This is a genomic window from Proteus myxofaciens ATCC 19692 (assembly GCF_001654855.1).
GTDB classification, from domain to species: domain Bacteria; phylum Pseudomonadota; class Gammaproteobacteria; order Enterobacterales; family Enterobacteriaceae; genus Proteus; species Proteus myxofaciens.
In genome coordinates, this window is sequence record NZ_LXEN01000064.1 from 1 (window position 1) to 20,835 (window position 20,835).

The window sequence follows — 20,835 nt, forward strand, 5'->3', positions numbered from 1 at the left end:
AAGAAAAATAATCGTTTGCTTAATTCCACAGCAAAACCCCTACTTATACCTGCTTATTAACAACTTTATCCACAGATGGTTATTTTGAATAAAATTCGCATGTAAAAAGCAAACGTTTGCGTTAATATATGTGATAAATAAGTAGGATTGATTTTATGTCCATCTTTTGAAATGTTAGCTAGGCAAACACAATTTCGCTGTTTTAATGTGATTTTCCATCATCTTTATTATTGTTATACAAACTCCAAGGGATAAAACTTATGCAACCTCTTCGTCCTATCCGCCGTGCTCTTTTAAGTGTATCTGATAAAGAAGGCATTTTAGAATTTGCTAAAGCACTCGTTGCAAGAAATGTAGAGCTGTTATCTACAGGTGGAACTGCCCGCCTATTAGCAGAAGCAGGCTTACCTGTTATCGAGGTTTCAGATTACACTGGTTTTCCTGAAATGATGGATGGCAGAGTCAAAACGCTTCATCCTAAAGTGCATGGTGGAATTTTAGGTCGTCGTGAAATTGATGATGCAATAATGGAAGAGCATCACATTAACCCAATCGATATGGTTGTGGTAAATCTATATCCTTTTGCAAAAACAGTTGCTCGTACAGATTGCTCTTTAGAAGAGGCTATTGAAAATATTGATATTGGTGGACCAACTATGGTTCGCTCTGCAGCAAAGAATCATAAAGACGTAACGATAGTAGTAAATAGCAATGATTATGAAAAAGTCATTGAAGAAATGGATAATCATGAAAATAGCCTGTCTCTTGATACCCGTTTTGATTTAGCGATTAAAGCTTTTGAACATACCGCCGCTTATGACGGCATGATAGCAAACTATTTTGGTCAAAAGGTTGCACCTTATTATGGTGACACTACTCAACCTTCTGGTATTTTTCCTCGTACGCTAAATCTTAACTATATAAAGAAGCAAGATATGCGTTATGGTGAAAATGCTCATCAACAAGCGGCTTTCTATATAGAAGAAAATTTAGAAGAAGCTTCTATTGCCACAGCTAACCAATTACAAGGTAAAGCTCTTTCTTACAACAACATTGCGGATACTGATGCTGCATTAGAATGTGTGAAATCTTTCTCTGAACCCGCTTGTGTTATTGTGAAACACGCTAATCCATGTGGTGTTGCTATTGCGAACACGCTCACAGAAGCCTATGACAAAGCGTTTAAAACTGATCCAACATCTGCATTTGGCGGTATTATCGCATTCAATAAACCATTAGATATTAAGACAGCGAGTGCCATCGTTGAGCGCCAATTTGTTGAAGTTATTATCGCGCCTTCTATTGATGAAGATGCTTTATCTATTTTAAGCACTAAACCTAATGTTCGTGTATTAGCTTGTGGACAATGGCAGTCAGCTAAAGCAGCTTTAGATTTCAAACGAGTCAATGGTGGGTTATTAGTTCAAGACCGTGATTTAGGTATGGTGAAAGAAGAAAACTTACGAATAGTCACTAAACGTCATCCTAGTGAGCGTGAATTAAAAGATGCGCTCTTTTGCTGGAAGGTTGCTAAATTCGTGAAATCTAATGCCATTGTTTATGCGAAAAATGATATGACGGTGGGAATTGGTGCTGGTCAAATGAGCCGTGTTTACTCCGCAAAAATTGCAGGTATTAAAGCTGCTGATGAAGGATTAGAAGTAGCGGGTTGTGCTATGGCTTCCGATGCTTTCTTTCCATTCAGAGATGGAATTGATGCAGCGGCACTTGCTGGCGTGACTTGTGTTATTCAACCTGGAGGTTCCATTCGTGATGATGAAGTCATTGCGGCCGCCAATGAGCATAATATTGCTATGATTTTTACCAAAATGCGTCATTTTCGTCATTAATAGGATACCACTATGAATATTTTAATTATTGGTAATGGTGGTCGCGAACATGCGCTAGCATGGAAAGCCGTTCAATCACCCTTAGCAACTCATGTCTTTGTCGCTCCTGGTAATGCAGGCACAGCATTAGAATATGGTGTGCAAAATGTTGATATCAGTGCGACAGATATCCCCGCCCTAGTTAATTTTGCCAAAGAAAAACATATTGATTTAACAATTGTCGGTCCTGAAGCACCTTTGGTTATAGGTGTTGTCGATGCTTTTAAAGAAGCAAATTTAACTATTTTTGGTCCAACAAAAGGCGCCGCTCAATTAGAAGGTTCAAAGGCATTTACTAAAGACTTTTTAGCTCGCCATAAAATACCAACCGCTGAATATCAAAATTTCACAGAAATCACACCCGCTCTTGAGTATTTGAAAAAAGTGGGGACACCTATTGTTATTAAAGCTGATGGCTTAGCCGCAGGCAAAGGTGTTATTGTGGCAATGACGCAATCTGAAGCTGAAGATGCAATAAAAGATATGCTCGCAGGCAATGCTTTTGGTAATGCAGGGCATCGTATTGTGATTGAAGAATTTCTTGATGGCGAAGAAGCTAGCTTTATTGTTATGGTTGATGGCGAACACGTTGTTCCTATGGCAACAAGTCAAGATCATAAACGTGTTGGTGATGGTGATACTGGCCCTAACACGGGAGGAATGGGCGCTTATTCTCCTGCTCCCGTTGTTACACATGACATCCACCAGCAAGTCATGGAAAACATTATCTATCCAACAGTAAAAGGTATGGCAGAAGAAGGACATTGTTATCAAGGTTTTCTTTATGCTGGCTTAATGATCGATAAACAAGGCGTTGCTAAAGTTATCGAGTTTAACTGCCGCTTTGGCGATCCTGAAACTCAACCCATTATGATGCGTATGCAATCAGATCTCGTTGAACTTTGTTTAGCGGGTGCTCAAGGTAAATTGAAAGATAAAGAGTCTGCTTGGGACCCACGCCCTGCCTTAGGCATTGTTATTGCTGCTGGCGGTTATCCTTCTGATTACAGCCAAGGTGATATTATAGAAGGATTAGAAATATCAGCACCAATAAATTCAAAAATTTTCCAAGCTGGTACCGCATTAAATAATCAAGGTGAGGTAGTTACTGCTGGCGGTAGAGTTCTATGTGCTACGGCTTTAGGAAATGATATCGAACAAGCACAAAAAAATGCTTATTCTTTAGCGAAAAGTATTCATTGGAATGGTTGTTTCTATCGGCATGATATTGGTTATCGAGCTATTGCACGTTTAAAGAAATAAGTATATTACGACAAAAGAGGGTTTTATAAGCTCTCTTTTGTTGGTTCCCATTTACAAAAATTATGTTCAGCTACCATTAACAGCTGATTTCCATTAGGTGAGTCTAGCCATGCGACATAAGCAGGCTTAGTTAAATTTTGAGTTCTCTTTTCTATCCAGCGCATTTCTGAAGCTTCGAATGAAACTTTTACCTTTTCGCCAGCACATGTAGTCATTGTATTTTGGTACCAAACACCTTGTACTAAGTCGACCTTTCCTATTGCTAACGCTTCACTTATTTCTCGCTCTTTACTTGCAGAAAATATCATCGTTAGGCGTTCGTCTTCATCTAATGGTCGCTTTTCCCCTTTGGTTTCTTGTTGCATAAAAATAACTTCGCCTTGTTTATTCAAACGAAGGTGCCAAGAGGAGGGATTAGTCGGTTCTAGAATTTCACTACGTATCTGCCAAAGTCGATTTTGACGATATTCGTAGAAAGTAATCATAGTTTCTGGTTTTTGATAGAAACTATAAACACTCATAATAACAAGTGGCTCTGACGCTTTATTATTTAAACGCCATAACCTTACAACACCTTCATCTGCGATATAGCCAGTGGCTGTAAATTCAGGTAATTTCGGTGTTGTTGAAGAGCAGGCGCTGAGCAAAAAAGCAAGCCCAATTGCTAACAGCCCCTGTCGATTCAACAAAAGGGGAGTTAAGCCCCCTCTATTGTTTATTCCGTTCAAAGGAATTATTTTACTGCGTCTTTTAGTGCTTTACCGGCAGTAAATGCAGGAACTTTAGCCGCTGCAATTTTAATTTCTTTGCCAGTTTGAGGGTTACGACCAGTACGCTCTGCACGGTGATTCACTTTGAATGTACCGAAACCAACTAACTGTACAGAATCTTCTTCTTTCAGTGCATCTGTTACTGAATCGATAAACGCTTCAATAGCAGCTTTTGCCTGAGTTTTTGTCAGATCCGCTTTTTCAGCAACTGATTCGGTTAATTCAGCTTTGTTCATAAATAATCCTTAAAGTATGTTTTATCGTTTGAAAAACATCTGGTGAAAACTTAATACATTTTAAGTAAATCACCTGAGCCACTTCTTTTCGTTCCCAATGTAGAACATACACAGGGGTGATGTGAAGTCTTTAAACGTCGCTTTTCAAGCACTAAATCACGTTTTTCTGATTTAGTGCGTTAATTCTATACCGATATTGCTTATTCCCGCTTCTCGCAGGTCTGCACGTAGGCCTTTAATCAATTCAATATCGCGTTCTTCACATTCAGCCAGTATGCGGTAAATTTCCCACTGAATATCAAATTCTTCAATTACCGCAGGTAGAGATTTTAATTCTTCTTCTGTCATTTCTCTCTCTGCTTGCGTCATTTCGAGTGAAGCCACGGTACTAACAGAAATTTTACTGACTTCTATAGCATGACTTAGTGATTCACCACTTAAACGTGAGTGGATAACCTCACTAAGTGCGACACACGCATCAATCGCAGGATAAACACCATAAAGATCAAATAAAGAAGCATCAGGTATTGCTTCTTCTAATTTCTCTAATTGCGTATCGAAATTAACCTTTGCATCTTTCACCGTTAAAGTTTCCCAAACCAGATCGAGAATACGACGATATAGCATAGGATCAGCAAATGCCGTCTCGCGACAAAACGCCTGATAATTAGGGTACATTCTCTCACATAGGCATGCCATAAACGTTAGATGCTGCCAGCCTTCTAGCTTTTCTAAACGCAAATGGATTGGGTTCTTTAACATTCGTGATTACTCTTTTACTTAACTTAGGCGCAGTTTACCTGAAAAATAAAAATATCCACATATTTCCGGCCTATTTAAAGCTTATTCTTATTCAACTGCTCAAATAATCGCCTATTTGAGGCAATACCATCAGCCCAGCGTGTTGGTTCTGGCAATCGATACCCTTTCATACAGCACTCTACCCATTGCAAAGCCCCTTTCATACTTACTTTATAACCCGGCGAAATGTATAAAGGCTTACATCTTTTTTTACTACGATAAATCCAACCTATTTGTTCATTTTTATCCATTAGAGTGTCGTAACTTCCAACCTCTTCACTAATAGTTTTATCTATGCCACATAAGCGACTTTTTGCAACACCAATAGTTGGAGTATCAACTAATAGGCCAAAATGGCTTGCAACACCTAACCTCCTTGGATGAGCAATACCTTGCCCATCTACAAAAATAAGTGCGGGTTTTTGTTTAAGATTTTTCCATGCCTCAAGTAATGCTGGACATTCACGAAATGAGAGCAAACCAGGAATATAAGGAAGTGTAGTCGGGATACGCGCTATTTGGTATTCAATAATTTCAAAGGAAGGGTAACGGAATATCACAATGGCAGCGCGAGTTACCGCGCCACCTTCTTCGAAACCAACATCAGCACCCGCAATAAGAGTAGGCGTTTCATATTGGTCTTCAAGAATAATCTGCTGAGCTTTTTCTATCTGCTCTTGACGTAATTGTTGAGTATTAATCATTATCCTGATGATAAGGTTTTGATAAGCGATGAACCGCATCAATAAATGCACCAGCATGCTCTGGTGGTACATCTTGATGAATACCGTGCCCAAGATTAAATACATGACCAGTACCTTTGCCATAACCTGCAAGAATAGATGCAACTTCTTGTTCTATTCTTGCGGGTGGTGCATAAAGCATAGATGGGTCCATATTGCCTTGCAAGGCGACTTTATCACCAACACGGCGCCGTGCATCATCGATATCAATAGTCCAATCTAATCCTAATGCATCACAACCTGTTGCAGCCATCGCCTCTAACCAACGACCGCCGCCTTTAGTAAATAAAGTGACAGGTACTTTTCTACCATCATATTCACGGATAAGCCCATCTACGATTTTATGCATATAGTGTAATGAGAACTGTTGGTAATCACGTCCAGTTAACACACCACCCCACGTATCAAAAATCATAATAGATTGAGCGCCTGCTTTAATTTGGGCATTCAGATAAAGGATAACGCTATCTGCCAGTTTATCCAGTAACAGATGTAAAGCTTGAGGTTCTGCATACATCATTTTTTTTATTTTTGTGAAGGCCTTACTACTTCCACCCTCAACCATATAGGTTGCTAATGTCCAAGGACTTCCAGAAAATCCGATTAATGGCACACTACCTTGTAAAGCATGACGAATAGCTCTGACTGCATTCATGACATAGCCTAGTTCGTCTTCAGGATCTGGAATAGGTAATTTTTTAATATCATCAAGTGATGTAATGGGTGATTTAAATCGAGGACCTTCACCTGTTTCAAAATAAAGGCCTAACCCCATAGCATCAGGAATGGTTAAAATATCAGAGAATAAAATAGCGGCGTCTAAAGGAAAACGACGTAAAGGCTGTAATGTGACTTCACAGGCTAATTCGGTATTTTTGCACAATGAGATAAAATCTCCCGCCTGTGCTCGTGTTTCCTTATACTCAGGAAGATATCTGCCTGCCTGACGCATCATCCAAACAGGGGTGACATCAACAGGTTGGCGCAATAGCGCACGTAAATAGCGGTCATTTTTTAACTCACTCATGACAAACTCCATTAACAGTAATCGGGCCGCAAAGTAGCGTGTATTGTAACATGCTGGAAAAATAACTGTTGATAAACAACGGCTTTATTTATCTTACTCTTTATCTTTTCTTATATTCGCTATCGTATCCTCAATTAAACGCCTCGCTATCGTATCTGAAGGCGGAATTTGAGGTAAATCATCATAACGATACCATGCTGCACTCGTTAATTCAGAAGGATCATGACGTAATTCCCCACTGTCATAATCAGCCAAAAATCCCATCATTAAAGAATGAGGAAAAGGCCATGGTTGAGAAGAAACATAACGAATATTACGAATTCGAATATTACTTTCTTCAAATACTTCTCGAGCAACGGCTTCTTCAAGCGTTTCACCCACCTCAACAAAACCGGCTAATACTGTATAAAGAGGTGTGTGTTTATGCCTTACATGATGCGCTAATAAAATTTTATCTTGATGGCGAATACCTACGATAATACAAGGGGCAATTTGCGGATAATAACGTTCATGGCAGTTATCACATAAACAAGCCCATTCGGTCTCACTATGACGCATTTTCGAGCCACAATAACCGCAAAAACGATGAGAACGATAAAACTCAGCTAATTGGACACCACGTCCCACTAATTTAAATAATGTTTCATCTAGCGCTGCTATAAGTCTTGGTGAGCACATATCGTTATCCATTTTATCATGGATAAGCCAAACAGATTCACCCTGCCATTCACCAACTATTTTGGCTTCTTTGCCTGCAAGATTCCAATCATTAGCATAACCAAAAGGGAGCTCGCCTTTTGGTAACCAAACGCGTCCACCAAGGCTTACTGTCCACCAGCCTTTTTCTGTTCCATCTAAGGTGTATAAATGCTTTGTCATAATTTTATCCAAAATAATGATATAAAATAGAGGATACTCTCTTTAAATCAATTCTTTCTACCTATTATGCCGATAACAATAATGCATTAATACTTCTTACTATAAACATAAGTTATTTTAATTAAACAGGGTGATATTATAATGAAAAATATAACGTCTCTTGCAGTGTTTGATCTAGATGAAACATTATTATCTGGTGATTCAAGTCGTTTATGGACGCGCTATTTATGGGATAAAAAAATAATTACGGATTCTCAGTTTTTAGCGCTTGATGACCAAATGATTGCAGATTATCACGCAGGTAAGTTAAATATGGATGATTATCTCTATCAACATCTTTCATTTTACAGAAATTATAATATAGAAACTATTAATCAATGGGTTAATGATTATATTGAAGAGTGTATTACTCCATTACTCTATCCTCAAGGAAGAGATATCATTGCACAATATCAGCAACAACATATCCCCGTTATCATTATCTCAGCGACGATGTCTTTTCTTGTTCACCCTATTGCTAAACAGTTAAATGCTGATATTTCTATGGGAATTGATATGGAAATGAAAGAGGATCATTACACTGGATATGTAGATGGCATACCCACGTTTCGTGAAGGAAAGGTTTCTCGATTACAGCAGTGGATGGAAAATGAAAACATTAATAAAAGTTATGTTTATTTCTATACTGATTCTAGTAATGATCTTCCTTTGTGCTATCAAGCAGATAACGTCTTTACCATCAATGCCGATAAGCAATTAGCGCAAATAGCCAATAAAAAAGGATGGACTTCACTGAAATGGGATCTCAATAAATAATCAATATCGGGCTTGTAGTTTTTTAAATCTTTCATATACTGGAGTCCTTCTTGTCGGAGTGCCTAGTGTTTATAAGGCTATTATAAATACAGGCTGAGACCGTTAATTCGGGATCCGCGGAACCTGATCGGGTTAATACCCGCGAAGGGAACAAGAGTGATTCGACCTATTTGATAGTGTCACTTGTATATTTTTATATACCTATCTGTCGATACTCCCTGCGACCTCCAGACAAGCATTTTTCTCAATATCCACCCGACAAGCACTACGCTTGATTGATATTTATTAGGAAATGCTATGTCCTCAAAACACACTATTGCTGTTAAAGATATTTCTCCATCAGCAACTAAAAAACGTCCAAGAAAAGAGCAACGTGATGCTGCTCAAGCTTTTATTAGCACTATTCAAGGCGTCAGTTTCCCTAATTCAAAACGCATTTATCTTGAAGGCTCACGTGCTGATCTTAAAGTACCCATGCGCGAAATTCAGTTAGATAAAACATTAATAGGTGGCACAAATGATGAACCTATTTTTGAAGAAAATGAACCTGTTCCTGTTTACGATACATCAGGCCCTTATGGCGACCCGCTTTCTCAACTTGATGTGAATAAAGGACTTCATAAAATTCGTGAGACATGGATAAATGAACGTAATGATACCGAATCCTTATCGCTACTAAGTTCTGATTTTACCCAACAACGTTTGTCTGATGCTGGTTTAACGCATCTGCGCTTCCCACTAAAACCTCATCCTAAAAAAGCATTATCAGGTCAATACGTTACTCAACTGCATTATGCAAGAAAAGGTATTATCACACCGGAAATGGAGTTTATTGCTATACGTGAAAATATGGGGCGTGAGCGCATTCGTGGTCAAGTTTTACGGCAACAACATACAGGTTTTAGTTTTGGTGCGCATCTTCCTGAGAATATTACCCCCGAATTTATACGCCAAGAAGTTGCAGCTGGCCGCGCTATTATTCCTGCTAATATTAATCATCCAGAATCAGAACCGATGATTATCGGACGGAATTTTCTTGTGAAAGTGAATGCCAATATTGGTAATTCTGCTGTCACATCTTCCATCGAAGAAGAAGTCGAAAAATTAATTTGGTCCACACGTTGGGGTGCAGATACGGTGATGGATCTATCAACAGGTCGTTATATCCATGAAACACGTGAGTGGATCATTCGTAATAGTCCTGTTCCGATTGGTACTGTACCTATCTATCAAGCACTTGAGAAAGTAAATGGTATTGCAGAAGATCTCACATGGGAAATGTTCCGTGATACTTTGCTTGAGCAAGCAGAACAAGGGGTTGATTACTTTACCATTCACGCTGGCGTCTTGCTACGTTATGTTCCAATGACTGCAAAACGGCTAACAGGTATTGTTTCTCGTGGTGGCTCAATCATGGCCAAATGGTGTTTATCTCACCATCAAGAAAATTTCCTTTATGAAAATTTCCGTGAAATTTGTGAAATTTGTGCCGCTTATGATGTCTCTCTTTCATTAGGTGATGGACTCAGACCCGGCTCTATTCAAGATGCCAACGATGAAGCTCAGTTTGCTGAACTACATACCTTAGGTGAATTGACTAAAATTGCTTGGGAATATGATGTGCAAGTCATGATTGAGGGCCCTGGTCATGTGCCTATGCAGATGATCCGCCGCAATATGACGGAAGAGTTAGAACATTGTCATGAAGCGCCTTTTTACACATTAGGGCCACTAACAACAGATATTGCTCCAGGTTATGACCATTTTACATCAGGCATTGGTGCCGCAATGATTGGCTGGTTTGGTTGTGCGATGCTTTGTTATGTCACACCAAAAGAACACTTGGGTTTACCAAATAAAGAAGATGTTAAACAAGGTCTTATCACATATAAAATTGCGGCTCATGCAGCCGACTTAGCCAAAGGGCATCCTGGTGCGCAAATCCGTGATAACGCGATGTCGAAAGCCCGTTTTGAGTTTAGATGGGAAGATCAATTCAATTTAGCTCTTGATCCTGAAACAGCACGCCAATACCACGATGAAACCTTACCTCAAGCATCTGGAAAAGTTGCTCATTTCTGTTCAATGTGTGGTCCTAAATTCTGTTCAATGAAAATCACACAAGAAGTTCGTGAGTATGCGGCAGGTATGGAGCAGATGTCTCAGGTTTTTAAAGAGCATGGTAGTGAGTTATATCATGGCGCAGAAATAGCTAGTTCAGAGGTAACTGAAAATGAACAGATCCTCTAATACACCTTTTGTATCAACAGAAAAAAAACTTGGGCTTTACCCCGTTGTTGATTCTATTAAATGGATAGATCGCCTGTTGAAAGAAGGAGTTACCACTCTTCAATTACGTATAAAAGATAAACAACCTAAAGAAGTCGAACACGATATTATCGAAGCGATAAAACGAGGTAAGCAATATCACGCAAGACTATTTATCAATGATTACTGGCAACTCGCCATTAAACATCACGCTTATGGTGTTCATCTTGGTCAAGAAGATCTTGATAGTGCTGATCTTGATGCTATCAAACAAGCAGGATTACGCCTTGGTATTTCGACTCATAACGAAGCTGAATTACAAAGAGCAAAAGCATTACGTCCATCTTACATCGCATTAGGACATATATTTCCAACCACAACGAAAGATATGCCCTCAAAACCACAAGGTTTGAAGACACTCAAACATCAAGTAGAACAAACACCTGATTTCTCCACTGTTGCTATTGGAGGGATTTCGCTAGAGAAAGTACCTGATGTGATTGCAACAGGCGTGGGGAGTGTTGCTTTAGTCAGTGCAATAACAAAAGCCTCTGATTGGCAAAAAGTAACGCGTAAATTATTAGAATTAGTGGAAGGAAAATCGTCATGCTAAATGATAATAATTTTATGCGTTATAGCCGACAAGTGATGTTAGAAGATATTGGTATCGAGGGCCAAAGCAAACTTCAACAAGCAAAGGTACTGATTGTCGGGCTTGGTGGATTAGGCTCTCCAGCATCAATGTATCTCGCAGGGGCAGGTATTGGTAAGCTTATTTTAGTTGATGATGATGATTTACATATTTCTAATCTACAGCGTCAAATTCTTTATCGTACTCAAGATATCCCTAATTCGAAATCAGATGTTGCAAAGAAAGTTTTGCTCGCCTTAAATCCCGATATAAAAGTCACTTCTTATAAACAACGTATTGATGAAAATTCATTACTTAAATTAGTTAAAGAAGTCGATTTAGTTTTAGATTGCACAGATAACATGCTCACACGCCAAGCCATTAATCGTGCTTGTGTCGCACAACAAACTCCGCTTATTAGTGGTAGTGCCGTAGGATTTAGTGGTCAACTTATGGTGTTTGAACCGCCTTTTACTCATGGTTGTTATCACTGCCTTTACCCTGATGAAACTGAACCACAGCGAAATTGTAAAACAGCCGGAATTCTAGGCCCAGTCGTGGGTGTTATTGGCACACTTCAAGCACTTGAAGCCATTAAACTATTATCAGGATTACCTAGCTCGCTGAGTGGAAAACTACGCCTTTTCGATGGCAGAAAACAAAATTGGAGTACTTTACGTTTAACACCATCAACAACATGTCCTGTTTGTCGAGGGCTAGCATGAACATTACCGTAAATGACGAAAAATATTCTCTGGATATGCCTGTCACTATTAGTCAGCTCCTTATTCAGTTAGAACAGCCATCTATAGGCGTGGCACTTGCCATCAATGAAACTATTATTCCCCGCGAAAATTGGGAAACCTATTTGATTAATGATGGCGATACTATTCTTCTCTTCCAAGCAATTGCAGGGGGCTGATATGTTAAAAATTGCTGATACAACTTTCACATCCAGACTTTTTACAGGTACAGGAAAATTTGCGACCCCCACATTGATGACAGAAGCGATTAAAGCCTCTGGAAGTCAACTTGTGACCATGGCAATGAAAAGAGTCGATTTTAAAAAAGGTAATGATGATTTAATCGCACCACTCAAATCATTAGGCGTAAAACTATTACCTAATACATCAGGGGCAAAGACGGCACAAGAAGCTATTTTTGCAGCTCGATTAGCAAAGGAGGCCTTTGGTACCCATTGGGTAAAATTAGAAATTCATCCTGATACTAAATATTTATTACCCGATCCAATTGAAACACTCAACGCTGCTGAAATTCTTGTAAAAGAAGGTTTCATCGTGTTGCCTTATTGCGGTGCTGATCCTGTTTTATGTCGTCGTTTAGAAGAAGTCGGCTGTGCCGCTGTGATGCCTTTAGGCTCCCCTATTGGATCTAATCAAGGCTTACAGACTCGTGATTTTCTTCGAATTATCATTGAGCAGGCCTCTATTCCTGTTATTGTTGATGCTGGTATTGGTGCACCAAGCCATGCTCTTGAAGCTTTAGAGTTAGGTGCAGATGCCGTCTTAGTTAATACCGCAATTGCTGTTGCTAAAAATCCTATCTTAATGGCACAAGCATTTAAAGCGGCACTCGATGCTGGCGAACTGGCTCGACAATCCGGTCTTGCTACACCCGCTTCTGTGGTAAATATGCAAGCACAAGCCTCCAGTCCATTAACCGAATACTTGGGAGTATTCTAATGGATACATTTTCTGATTATTGGCAACAACTCGACTGGGATGACATTACATTAAAACTTAATAGTAAAACAAATACTGATGTTGAAGATGCATTAAATCGCCACATTCTTACACTTGATGATTTTATGGCGCTAATTTCGCCTATGGGTCGCCATTATTTAGAGCCGATGGCGCAACGAGCTCAACAGCTCACTCGACAACGTTTTGGCAATGTTGTCGGATTATATGTTCCACTTTATCTTTCTAATTTATGTGCAAATGACTGTACTTATTGTGGTTTCTCAATGAGTAATGCTATTAAACGTAAAACATTAAATGAAAGTGAGATCATTGCTGAATGTAATAGCATCAGACAATTAGGATTTGATAGTCTGCTATTAGTCACTGGTGAGCATCAACGCAAAGTGGGGATGGATTATTTTCGACAACATATCCCTATTATTCGTGAAAATTTCAGCTCACTAATGATGGAAGTGCAACCTCTTGCAACACAAGAGTATGCTGAATTAAAAGCACTCGGTATTGATGGTGTCATGGTTTATCAAGAGACTTATCATGAACCCACTTATCAACTTCATCATCTAAAAGGTAAAAAACAAGATTTTCATTGGCGATTGCAAACACCGGATAGATTAGGGCAAGCAGGTATTGATAAAATTGGTTTAGGTGCATTGATTGGCCTTTCAAGCCAATGGCGTAGCGATTGTTATATGGTGGCAGAGCATCTCTTGTTTTTACAAAAGCGCTATTGGAAAAGCCGTTACTCAATCTCTTTTCCTCGTTTACGCCCTTGTGCTGGTGGACTTAGCCCTGCATCAATAATGAGTGAGGCGGAACTAGTACAACTAATTTGTGCTTTTCGTATTTTAGCGCCAGATGTTGAGCTTTCACTTTCAACGCGTGAATCACCTTATTTTCGTGATAATACCGTCCCTTTAGCGATAAATAACATTAGTGCAGGTTCTAAAACTCAACCTGGTGGGTATTCTGATAGTCATGAAGAATTAGAACAATTCTCTCCTAATGATAATCGCCATGTTAATGATGTGATTAACGCATTAAAAGAACGAGGATTACAACCCGTATGGAAAGATTGGGATAATTACTTGGGACGTTAATTAAATTTTAAATAATATAAAACCGCTTTTAATTTATTTAATTAAAAATAATAAAGGCGGTTTTTATTATATATTAGATAAAAAGTTAATAATTTAATTCCACTCAAACAGAAAATAAAACATATCTATTTATTATTAGATTTCACTCAAATTCGATTGTTAATTACATTGATTTAAACTGTATTTAAACATCTTTATGATTAAATAAGGATAATTTTATGAGTGAAAAAAACTACCGAACTATGAGTATTCAGATCTTATTAAAACAGAAAAACCAGTACAAACACGTGTTATAGAAGCACATAAAACGGTAGAAGCTGGTATTTTTTCATTTACACTGGGTAAAGATAAACAAGAACATAAAGTATTAATAGGTAGATCCGCCATTTTAAAAGGGACACCATTATCAGAACCAGAACGACATAAATACATTCCTGGAAAAATATATGACATTCTCTGTTTTGACGATTTGCCATTAGAAATGGCTAAATTTTCTACGCAAGAAGAGAAAGGTATATATACTAATAAAGAGCCTTTAATTCTTGTTTTTCCACAAGCAACAGGAATAAGCCCCATTTATCTTTCTGCGGGAAAAAAAAATAAAATCCGCCAAGGTGTTAAAGAAAAAGGTCACGATTATCATCCTGCAGATCCTAAGCGTAATATTAAAAAATATCTGTAAACTATAAGGACAATAAAATTATGGGATTAAAAGTATATATAAAATGGTTTGATAAAAAAAATGAAAATTTTATTCATGATGAATACTCTATCGATCTAGGTGATGACGATACTATTATTGAAGAAACTATTTCCCCGGATATAAATATTATAAATGCAGGAAGTTTTGATGTTATTTCAGATTGGGTTCCTTCTCTTCAAAAGCATATAAATCATAAAATAGAGTTAGATAAATACGATTATCAAGTTGCATTTGAATATCGAGATGAATGGTAATTAATTTGTTCAATCATAAAATATGAATACTCCTCTGATATATAAAAAGGAGTATTCCATTTATAATAAATGTGTAAAGAAATAAAATAGAACGTTACTCTAATAATTTATTTTTATTTTATTAATAATAGTTATTAATTATGCTACAGCTAATAGTTCAATTTCTTGTATACTTAGGCCTGAAACTCTTTCGATAAATAAAAGATCGAAATTCTCTTCTAATAATTTTTTTGCTAATTCTAATTGTGCAAATTTCCTTCCAATTTCGATTCCTTCATTTTTTCCAATTTCTATACCTTCATTTTTACCCAGTTCAATACCCTCATGTTTACCTATTTCAAATCCTTCACTTATACCTAAATTAAAGCCTTTATTCTCTAACCTCCACGCTATATTCATAATCGCCTCTCTATGGTTATCTACTTGTTCAACTATTTTATTTATAACGAATTCAAAGTCTGATGCATCCATAATTGAGAATAGATATTCTACAACAGCAATCGTGTCTTCATCTCTGCAGTTTTTCTGATTTATGGCTTTTGATAGAAGGATTGCAACCTTATTCAGATCATAACAACTATTAACATGCTTCATGGCTATTTCCATTACCGCCGCTTTTTTATGCGTCAGCAAAATATCATCATCAATTGAAGTTAAATCAATTAAAGAGAAACTATTAGAATAAAGTTGATTAGCAAGTGAAGTAAGAGGAAAGCATGACATCCAATTAACTGGAAAGGGATAAGGTTTTTTCTTTCCATGATAAAACAAAATAGGAACAACGAGGGGTAAAGATTTATAACCTTGCTGTAAATGTTGATTCATAGTAGAAAACGCATAATTCATCATACGCCAAGCTATCATTTTATCTAGCCTAGATTGATGTTCTACTAGTAAATAAATGGGAATATCACCCTCTTTTGTTTTCACTAGATACAAAATATCAGACATACAAGAACGTAATTTAATATCGATGAAAGATGAATTCTGCAATTGTAATGTTGAAAAATCACAATGACTTTTTAATTCTTCTGATAAATGGACAAAGAAAAAGTCTTTTGCATTACTGACATTCATCATAAAACGTTTGAATGCAGAATCATAAGAAGATATGGATATCGTTTTTTTCATAACTGGCTCCATGCTGATTTTGAATTGCCAGCTTACAGAAAAAAATGAATTTTACTCACAAAAAAAATCATCATAATCATCTGAAAAATATGAGTTATTTATTGATCTTAATTGAAAAAGTAATAGAAAAATAAAGGTTGCAAAAGCAAATCTGCTAAAACAAAACATAGAATAATCACACGATTAGTTAGTATTCTTATCATTTCTCCATTTATATAGAGCAGAAACAAAAATGCCCTCACAATGGAGGGCATTTCAATCTAATCTAAATTAGATTTTAGTCTTTTAATCCACCAAAACCTGCATTCAGTAATTCTGCTAAGTTAGCAGATGCTTCATCAGCACTGATTGTTGTTTCAGTTTCATCTGTCGGTAGTTGTGATTGGCGACGTTTCATACGATCTTGGTGGTACGCATAACCTGTACCCGCTGGGATCAAACGACCAACAATTACGTTTTCTTTCAAGCCACGTAATTCATCACGTTTACCCGCAACTGCTGCTTCAGTAAGAACACGTGTTGTTTCTTGGAACGATGCTGCTGAAATAAAGGATTCAGTTGCCAGAGATGCTTTCGTGATACCTAACAGGTCACGCGCATAAGTAGCTGGTACTTTACCATCATCTTCCAATACACGGTTAGAAACTTTAACTCGTGCGTATTCGACTTGTTCACCTTCGAGGAACTCAGAGCTTCCTGCGTTCGCAATAGTAACTTTACGTAGCATCTGACGAACAATAACTTCAATATGTTTATCGTTTATCTTAACGCCTTGTAAGCGGTAAACTTCCTGTACTTCATTAGTGATATAGCGAGTAACCGCATGAACACCACGTAAGCGCAGAATATCGTGTGGTGATTCTGGACCATCGGAAATAACATCACCGCGCTCCACAACCTCACCTTCAAATACGTTAAGTTGACGCCATTTAGGGATCATCTCTTCGTATGCATCACTGCCATCTAATGGAGAGATAACTAAACGACGTTTACCTTTGGTTTCTTTACCGAACGAAACAATACCACTGATTTCAGCAAGAATTGCAGGCTCTTTAGGACGACGAGCTTCAAATAGATCTGCAACACGTGGCAGACCACCGGTAATATCTTTAGTACCACCTGATTCTTGTGGAATACGCGCTAAAGTGTCACCAGCATTGATTGCAATACCATCATCTAATTGAACAATCGCTTTACCTGGTAAAAAGTACTGAGCTGGCATATCTGTATTTGGAATTAATACATCATTACCTTTTGCATCAACGATACGCAATGCCGGTCGTAAATCTTTACCACTACCTGTACGCTCTGCAGTATCCAGAACAACGAGTGAAGAAAGACCTGTTAATTCGTCAGTTTGACGCGTGATAGTTTGGCCATCAACCATGTCAGCAAAACGAATAATACCAGAAACTTCACTCACTACAGGCATTGTATGCGGATCCCAGTTTGCAACTGTCTCACCACCGTTAACCGCTTCACCATCACCTTTAGATAACTGAGCACCGTAAGGAACTTTGTAGCTCTCTTTCATACGACCGAATTCGTCAATTAGACGTAATTCTGTATTACGAGAAGTGATAACTAATTTACCCGCAGTATTGGTGATAAATTTCGCATTAAACAGCTTGATAGTACCTTTGTTACGTACCTGAATACTGGATTCAGCTGCCGCACGAGATGCCGCACCACCGATGTGGAACGTACGCATCGTTAACTGTGTACCTGGTTCACCGATTGACTGTGCCGCGATAACACCGATAGCTTCACCTTTGTTAATAATATGACCACGAGCAAGGTCACGACCATAACATTTAGCACACACACCAAAGTCTGTGTTACAGGTTACAACTGAACGAACTTTAACGCTATCAACTGAGTTTTCTTCTAATACATCACACAGTTTTTCATTTAACAGTGTATTACGTGGAACAAGAATATCAGCAGTGCCTGGCTTCAGAATATCTTCTGCCGTTACACGTCCTAATACACGTTCACGCAGTGGTTCTTTAACATCACCACCTTCGATAACCGGAGTCATCATTACACCTTCGGTTGTGCCACAGTCGCTTTCTGTTACGACTAAGTCTTGAGCAACGTCAACAAGACGACGAGTCAAGTAACCGGAGTTAGCTGTTTTCAGTGCTGTATCCGCAAGACCTTTACGAGCACCGTGAGTTGAGATGAAGTACTGAAGTACGTTCAAACCTTCACGGAAGTTCGCTGTAATGGGTGTCTCGATGATTGAGCCATCTGGCTTAGCCATCAGACCACGCATACCGGCTAACTGACGAATCTGAGCTGCAGAACCACGAGCACCAGAGTCAGCCATCATAAAGATACTATTGAACGAAACTTGCTGTTCTTCTTCGCCATCACGGTTAATGACAGTTTCTGTAGACAGATTTTCCATCATCGCTTTAGCAACACGCTCATTGGCCGCTGCCCAAATATCGATGACTTTATTATAACGTTCACCAGCCGTAACCAGACCAGATTGGAATTGCTCTTGAATTTCTGCAACTTCCGCTTCAGCCTCAGCAATAATTTCCGCTTTTTTCGCTGGGATAACCATATCATCGATACCAACAGAAGCACCTGAACGTGCAGCGTAAGCAAAACCGGTATACATGATTTGGTCAGCAAAAATAACTGTTGGTTTTAAACCTAATACGCGATAACACGTATTGAGCATTTTAGAGATTGCTTTTTTACCTAAAGGCTGATTAACCAAATCATAAGGTAAGCCTTTTGGTACGATCATCCATAAAATAGCACGACCAACAGTTGTGTCTCTTAAGCTAGTTTGCGTGGTGACATTACCTTCACCATCTTTAACTTCTTCAGTGATACGGACTTTAACTCGAGCGTGTAATGAAGCCAGACCTGCGCGATATACGCGTTCTGCTTCTTTAGGGCCGCTCAGCACCATGCCTTCACCTTTGGCATTGATGCAGTCACGAGTCATGTAATAAAGACCTAATACAACGTCCTGTGAAGGAACGATAATTGGGTCACCACTTGCTGGAGACAGAATATTATTCGTTGACATCATCAACGCACGCGCTTCTAGCTGTGCTTCTAATGTCAATGGTACGTGAACCGCCATTTGGTCACCATCGAAGTCGGCGTTATATGCCGCACAAACGAGTGGGTGTAACTGAATAGCTTTACCTTCGATAAGGATAGGTTCAAATGCCTGAATACCTAAACGGTGAAGTGTTGGTGCACGGTTTAACATGACTGGGTGTTCACGGATAACTTCATCTAAGATATCCCAAACAACCGCTTCTTCACGCTCAACCATTTTTTTAGCGGCTTTAATTGTTGTCGCTAAACCACGAGTTTCCAGTTTTCCGTAAATAAATGGTTTGAATAACTCAAGAGCCATTTTCTTCGGTAGACCACACTGATGCAGACGCAGGTATGGACCAACGGTAATTACAGAACGACCAGAATAGTCAACACGTTTACCTAACAGGTTTTGACGGAAACGACCTTGTTTACCTTTGATCATATCTGCCAAAGATTTCAGAGGACGTTTGTTTGAACCTGTAATCGCACGACCACGACGACCGTTATCTAATAACGCATCAACAGACTCTTGTAACATACGTTTTTCGTTACGTACGATAATGTCTGGTGCTGCTAAATCAAGCAGACGTTTTAAACGGTTGTTACGGTTAATCACACGACGATATAAATCGTTCAAGTCAGAAGTCGCAAAACGACCGCCATCAAGTGGAACCAATGGACGTAAGTCTGGTGGTAACACAGGCAGTACAGTTAAGATCATCCATTCAGGTTTATTGCCTGATAACATGAATGCTTCAAGTAACTTGATACGCTTAGTCAGTTTCTTACGTTTAGTTTCAGAGTTAGTTTCGTTTAACTCTTCACGTAGCGTTTCACATTCTTGTTCCAGATCCATGCTCTGTAACAAGTTCTGAACAGCTTCTGCACCCATCTTCGCATCGAATTCGTCACCGAACTCTTCTAATGCGTCGAGGTATTGCTCTTCTGTTAAGATTTGTCCACGCTCAAGGCTTGTCATTCCGCCTTCAACAACAACGTAAGATTCGAAATATAATACACGTTCAATATCGCGCAGTGGCATATCCAGCAGCAAACCGATACGGGACGGCAGTGATTTCAAGAACCAAATGTGAGCAACTGGAGAAGCTAATTCGATGTGACCCATACGTTCACGACGAACTTTAGTTTGTGTCACTTCAACGCCACACTTCTCACAGATAACACCACGGTGTTTTAAACGCTTGTATTTACCACACAAGCATTCGTAATCTTTTACTGGTCCGAAAATACGGGCACAGAAAAGACCGTCACGCTCAGGTTTGAACGTACGGTAGTTAATTGTTTCTGGCTTTTTCACTTCACCAAATGACCATGAACGAATCATGTCAGGTGACGCCAGAGCAATTTTGATAGCATCAAACTCTTCGGTCTTGGTTTGCGCTTTCAGAAACTTTAATAAGTCTTTCACGAAATGGCTCCTGTCGGAGTTAGACCTGCCAGGTGAATGACCCCTGTCATTCACCCCTTTAAACCAGTGTAGTCACTGTTTCATAGACTGCCATTTCTG

General features: G+C 38.8%; 19 protein-coding genes and 1 riboswitch. Of the genes, 11 read left to right on the forward strand and 8 right to left on the reverse strand.

Annotation, left to right across the window (positions count from 1 at the left end; genetic code table 11):
• Positions 1-260: 260 nt before the first annotated feature.
• The gene (purH, locus tag M983_RS06950) at positions 261-1,850 is read left to right on the forward strand and encodes a bifunctional phosphoribosylaminoimidazolecarboxamide formyltransferase/IMP cyclohydrolase (protein WP_066749129.1); all 1,590 of its coding nucleotides are present in this window, start codon (positions 261-263) and stop codon (positions 1,848-1,850) included.
• A gap of 12 nt (positions 1,851-1,862) precedes the next feature.
• Positions 1,863-3,152, forward strand: a complete 1,290-nt coding sequence (gene purD / locus M983_RS06955) for a phosphoribosylamine--glycine ligase (RefSeq protein WP_066749131.1) — start codon at positions 1,863-1,865, stop codon at positions 3,150-3,152.
• A 23-nt stretch (positions 3,153-3,175) separates the two neighbouring features.
• Here purD and M983_RS06960 read toward each other — a convergent pair whose 3' ends face one another.
• From M983_RS06960 to nudC, 6 genes are all read right to left on the reverse strand, one after another.
• On the reverse strand, positions 3,176-3,841 hold the full coding sequence (locus M983_RS06960; RefSeq protein WP_245684026.1) for a DUF1481 domain-containing protein: 666 nt from the start codon (positions 3,839-3,841) through the stop codon (positions 3,176-3,178).
• 44 nt (positions 3,842-3,885) lie between these two features.
• Positions 3,886-4,158, reverse strand: coding sequence for an HU family DNA-binding protein (locus tag M983_RS06965; RefSeq protein WP_066749133.1), 273 nt, complete (start codon positions 4,156-4,158; stop codon positions 3,886-3,888).
• A gap of 171 nt (positions 4,159-4,329) precedes the next feature.
• Complete coding sequence (locus M983_RS06970) at positions 4,330-4,920, reverse strand: YjaG family protein (RefSeq protein ID WP_066749136.1); 591 nt, start codon at positions 4,918-4,920, stop codon at positions 4,330-4,332.
• A 74-nt stretch (positions 4,921-4,994) separates the two neighbouring features.
• Positions 4,995-5,663 (reverse strand): deoxyribonuclease V, encoded by a 669-nt coding sequence (gene nfi / locus M983_RS06975; protein ID WP_066749139.1) that lies wholly within the window; start codon positions 5,661-5,663, stop codon positions 4,995-4,997.
• The gene (hemE, locus tag M983_RS06980) at positions 5,656-6,729 is read right to left on the reverse strand and encodes a uroporphyrinogen decarboxylase (RefSeq protein WP_066749142.1); all 1,074 of its coding nucleotides are present in this window, start codon (positions 6,727-6,729) and stop codon (positions 5,656-5,658) included. The genes nfi and hemE overlap by 8 nt, the downstream gene beginning before the upstream one ends.
• A gap of 93 nt (positions 6,730-6,822) precedes the next feature.
• Positions 6,823-7,608, reverse strand: a complete 786-nt coding sequence (gene nudC / locus M983_RS06985; protein WP_066749144.1) for an NAD(+) diphosphatase — start codon at positions 7,606-7,608, stop codon at positions 6,823-6,825.
• 141 nt (positions 7,609-7,749) lie between these two features.
• On the opposite strand from nudC, the gene M983_RS06990 reads away from it, so the two are divergent.
• From M983_RS06990 to M983_RS07030, 9 genes are all read left to right on the forward strand, one after another.
• On the forward strand, positions 7,750-8,424 hold the full coding sequence (locus M983_RS06990; RefSeq protein ID WP_066749146.1) for an HAD family hydrolase: 675 nt from the start codon (positions 7,750-7,752) through the stop codon (positions 8,422-8,424).
• A 44-nt stretch (positions 8,425-8,468) separates the two neighbouring features.
• A riboswitch (TPP riboswitch) is annotated at positions 8,469-8,591 on the forward strand.
• A gap of 130 nt (positions 8,592-8,721) precedes the next feature.
• Positions 8,722-10,674: a phosphomethylpyrimidine synthase ThiC gene (thiC, locus tag M983_RS06995; RefSeq protein ID WP_066749148.1), complete on the forward strand. Its 1,953-nt coding sequence runs from the start codon at positions 8,722-8,724 to the stop codon at positions 10,672-10,674.
• Entirely contained in the window at positions 10,658-11,305 is a 648-nt protein-coding gene (gene thiE / locus M983_RS07000) for a thiamine phosphate synthase (protein WP_066749151.1), read from the forward strand. Before thiC ends, thiE begins: the two co-directional genes overlap by 17 nt.
• Complete coding sequence (locus tag M983_RS07005) at positions 11,299-12,048, forward strand: HesA/MoeB/ThiF family protein (RefSeq protein ID WP_066749154.1); 750 nt, start codon at positions 11,299-11,301, stop codon at positions 12,046-12,048. The genes thiE and M983_RS07005 overlap by 7 nt, the downstream gene beginning before the upstream one ends.
• Complete coding sequence (thiS, locus tag M983_RS07010) at positions 12,045-12,245, forward strand: sulfur carrier protein ThiS (RefSeq protein ID WP_066749157.1); 201 nt, start codon at positions 12,045-12,047, stop codon at positions 12,243-12,245. The genes M983_RS07005 and thiS overlap by 4 nt, the downstream gene beginning before the upstream one ends.
• A 1-nt stretch (position 12,246) precedes the next feature.
• Entirely contained in the window at positions 12,247-13,026 is a 780-nt protein-coding gene (locus M983_RS07015) for a thiazole synthase (RefSeq protein WP_066749160.1), read from the forward strand.
• A complete protein-coding gene (thiH, locus tag M983_RS07020; protein WP_066749163.1) occupies positions 13,026-14,144 on the forward strand; it encodes a 2-iminoacetate synthase ThiH in 1,119 nt (372 codons plus the stop codon). Before M983_RS07015 ends, thiH begins: the two co-directional genes overlap by 1 nt.
• Before the next feature lie 481 nt (positions 14,145-14,625).
• Positions 14,626-14,826: a hypothetical protein gene (locus tag M983_RS07025; protein WP_157091937.1), complete on the forward strand. Its 201-nt coding sequence runs from the start codon at positions 14,626-14,628 to the stop codon at positions 14,824-14,826.
• Positions 14,827-14,846: 20 nt separating this feature from the next.
• On the forward strand, positions 14,847-15,101 hold the full coding sequence (locus M983_RS07030; RefSeq protein ID WP_066749169.1) for a colicin E3-like toxin immunity protein: 255 nt from the start codon (positions 14,847-14,849) through the stop codon (positions 15,099-15,101).
• A gap of 138 nt (positions 15,102-15,239) precedes the next feature.
• Here M983_RS07030 and M983_RS07035 read toward each other — a convergent pair whose 3' ends face one another.
• Positions 15,240-16,232 carry an Rpn family recombination-promoting nuclease/putative transposase gene (locus M983_RS07035; RefSeq protein WP_066749173.1) on the reverse strand — a complete coding sequence of 331 codons (993 nt, stop codon included), beginning with the start codon at positions 16,230-16,232 and terminating at the stop codon, positions 15,240-15,242.
• Positions 16,233-16,509: 277 nt separating this feature from the next.
• The gene (gene rpoC, locus M983_RS07040) at positions 16,510-20,736 is read right to left on the reverse strand and encodes a DNA-directed RNA polymerase subunit beta' (RefSeq protein ID WP_066749176.1); all 4,227 of its coding nucleotides are present in this window, start codon (positions 20,734-20,736) and stop codon (positions 16,510-16,512) included.
• Positions 20,737-20,835: the final 99 nt, after the last annotated feature.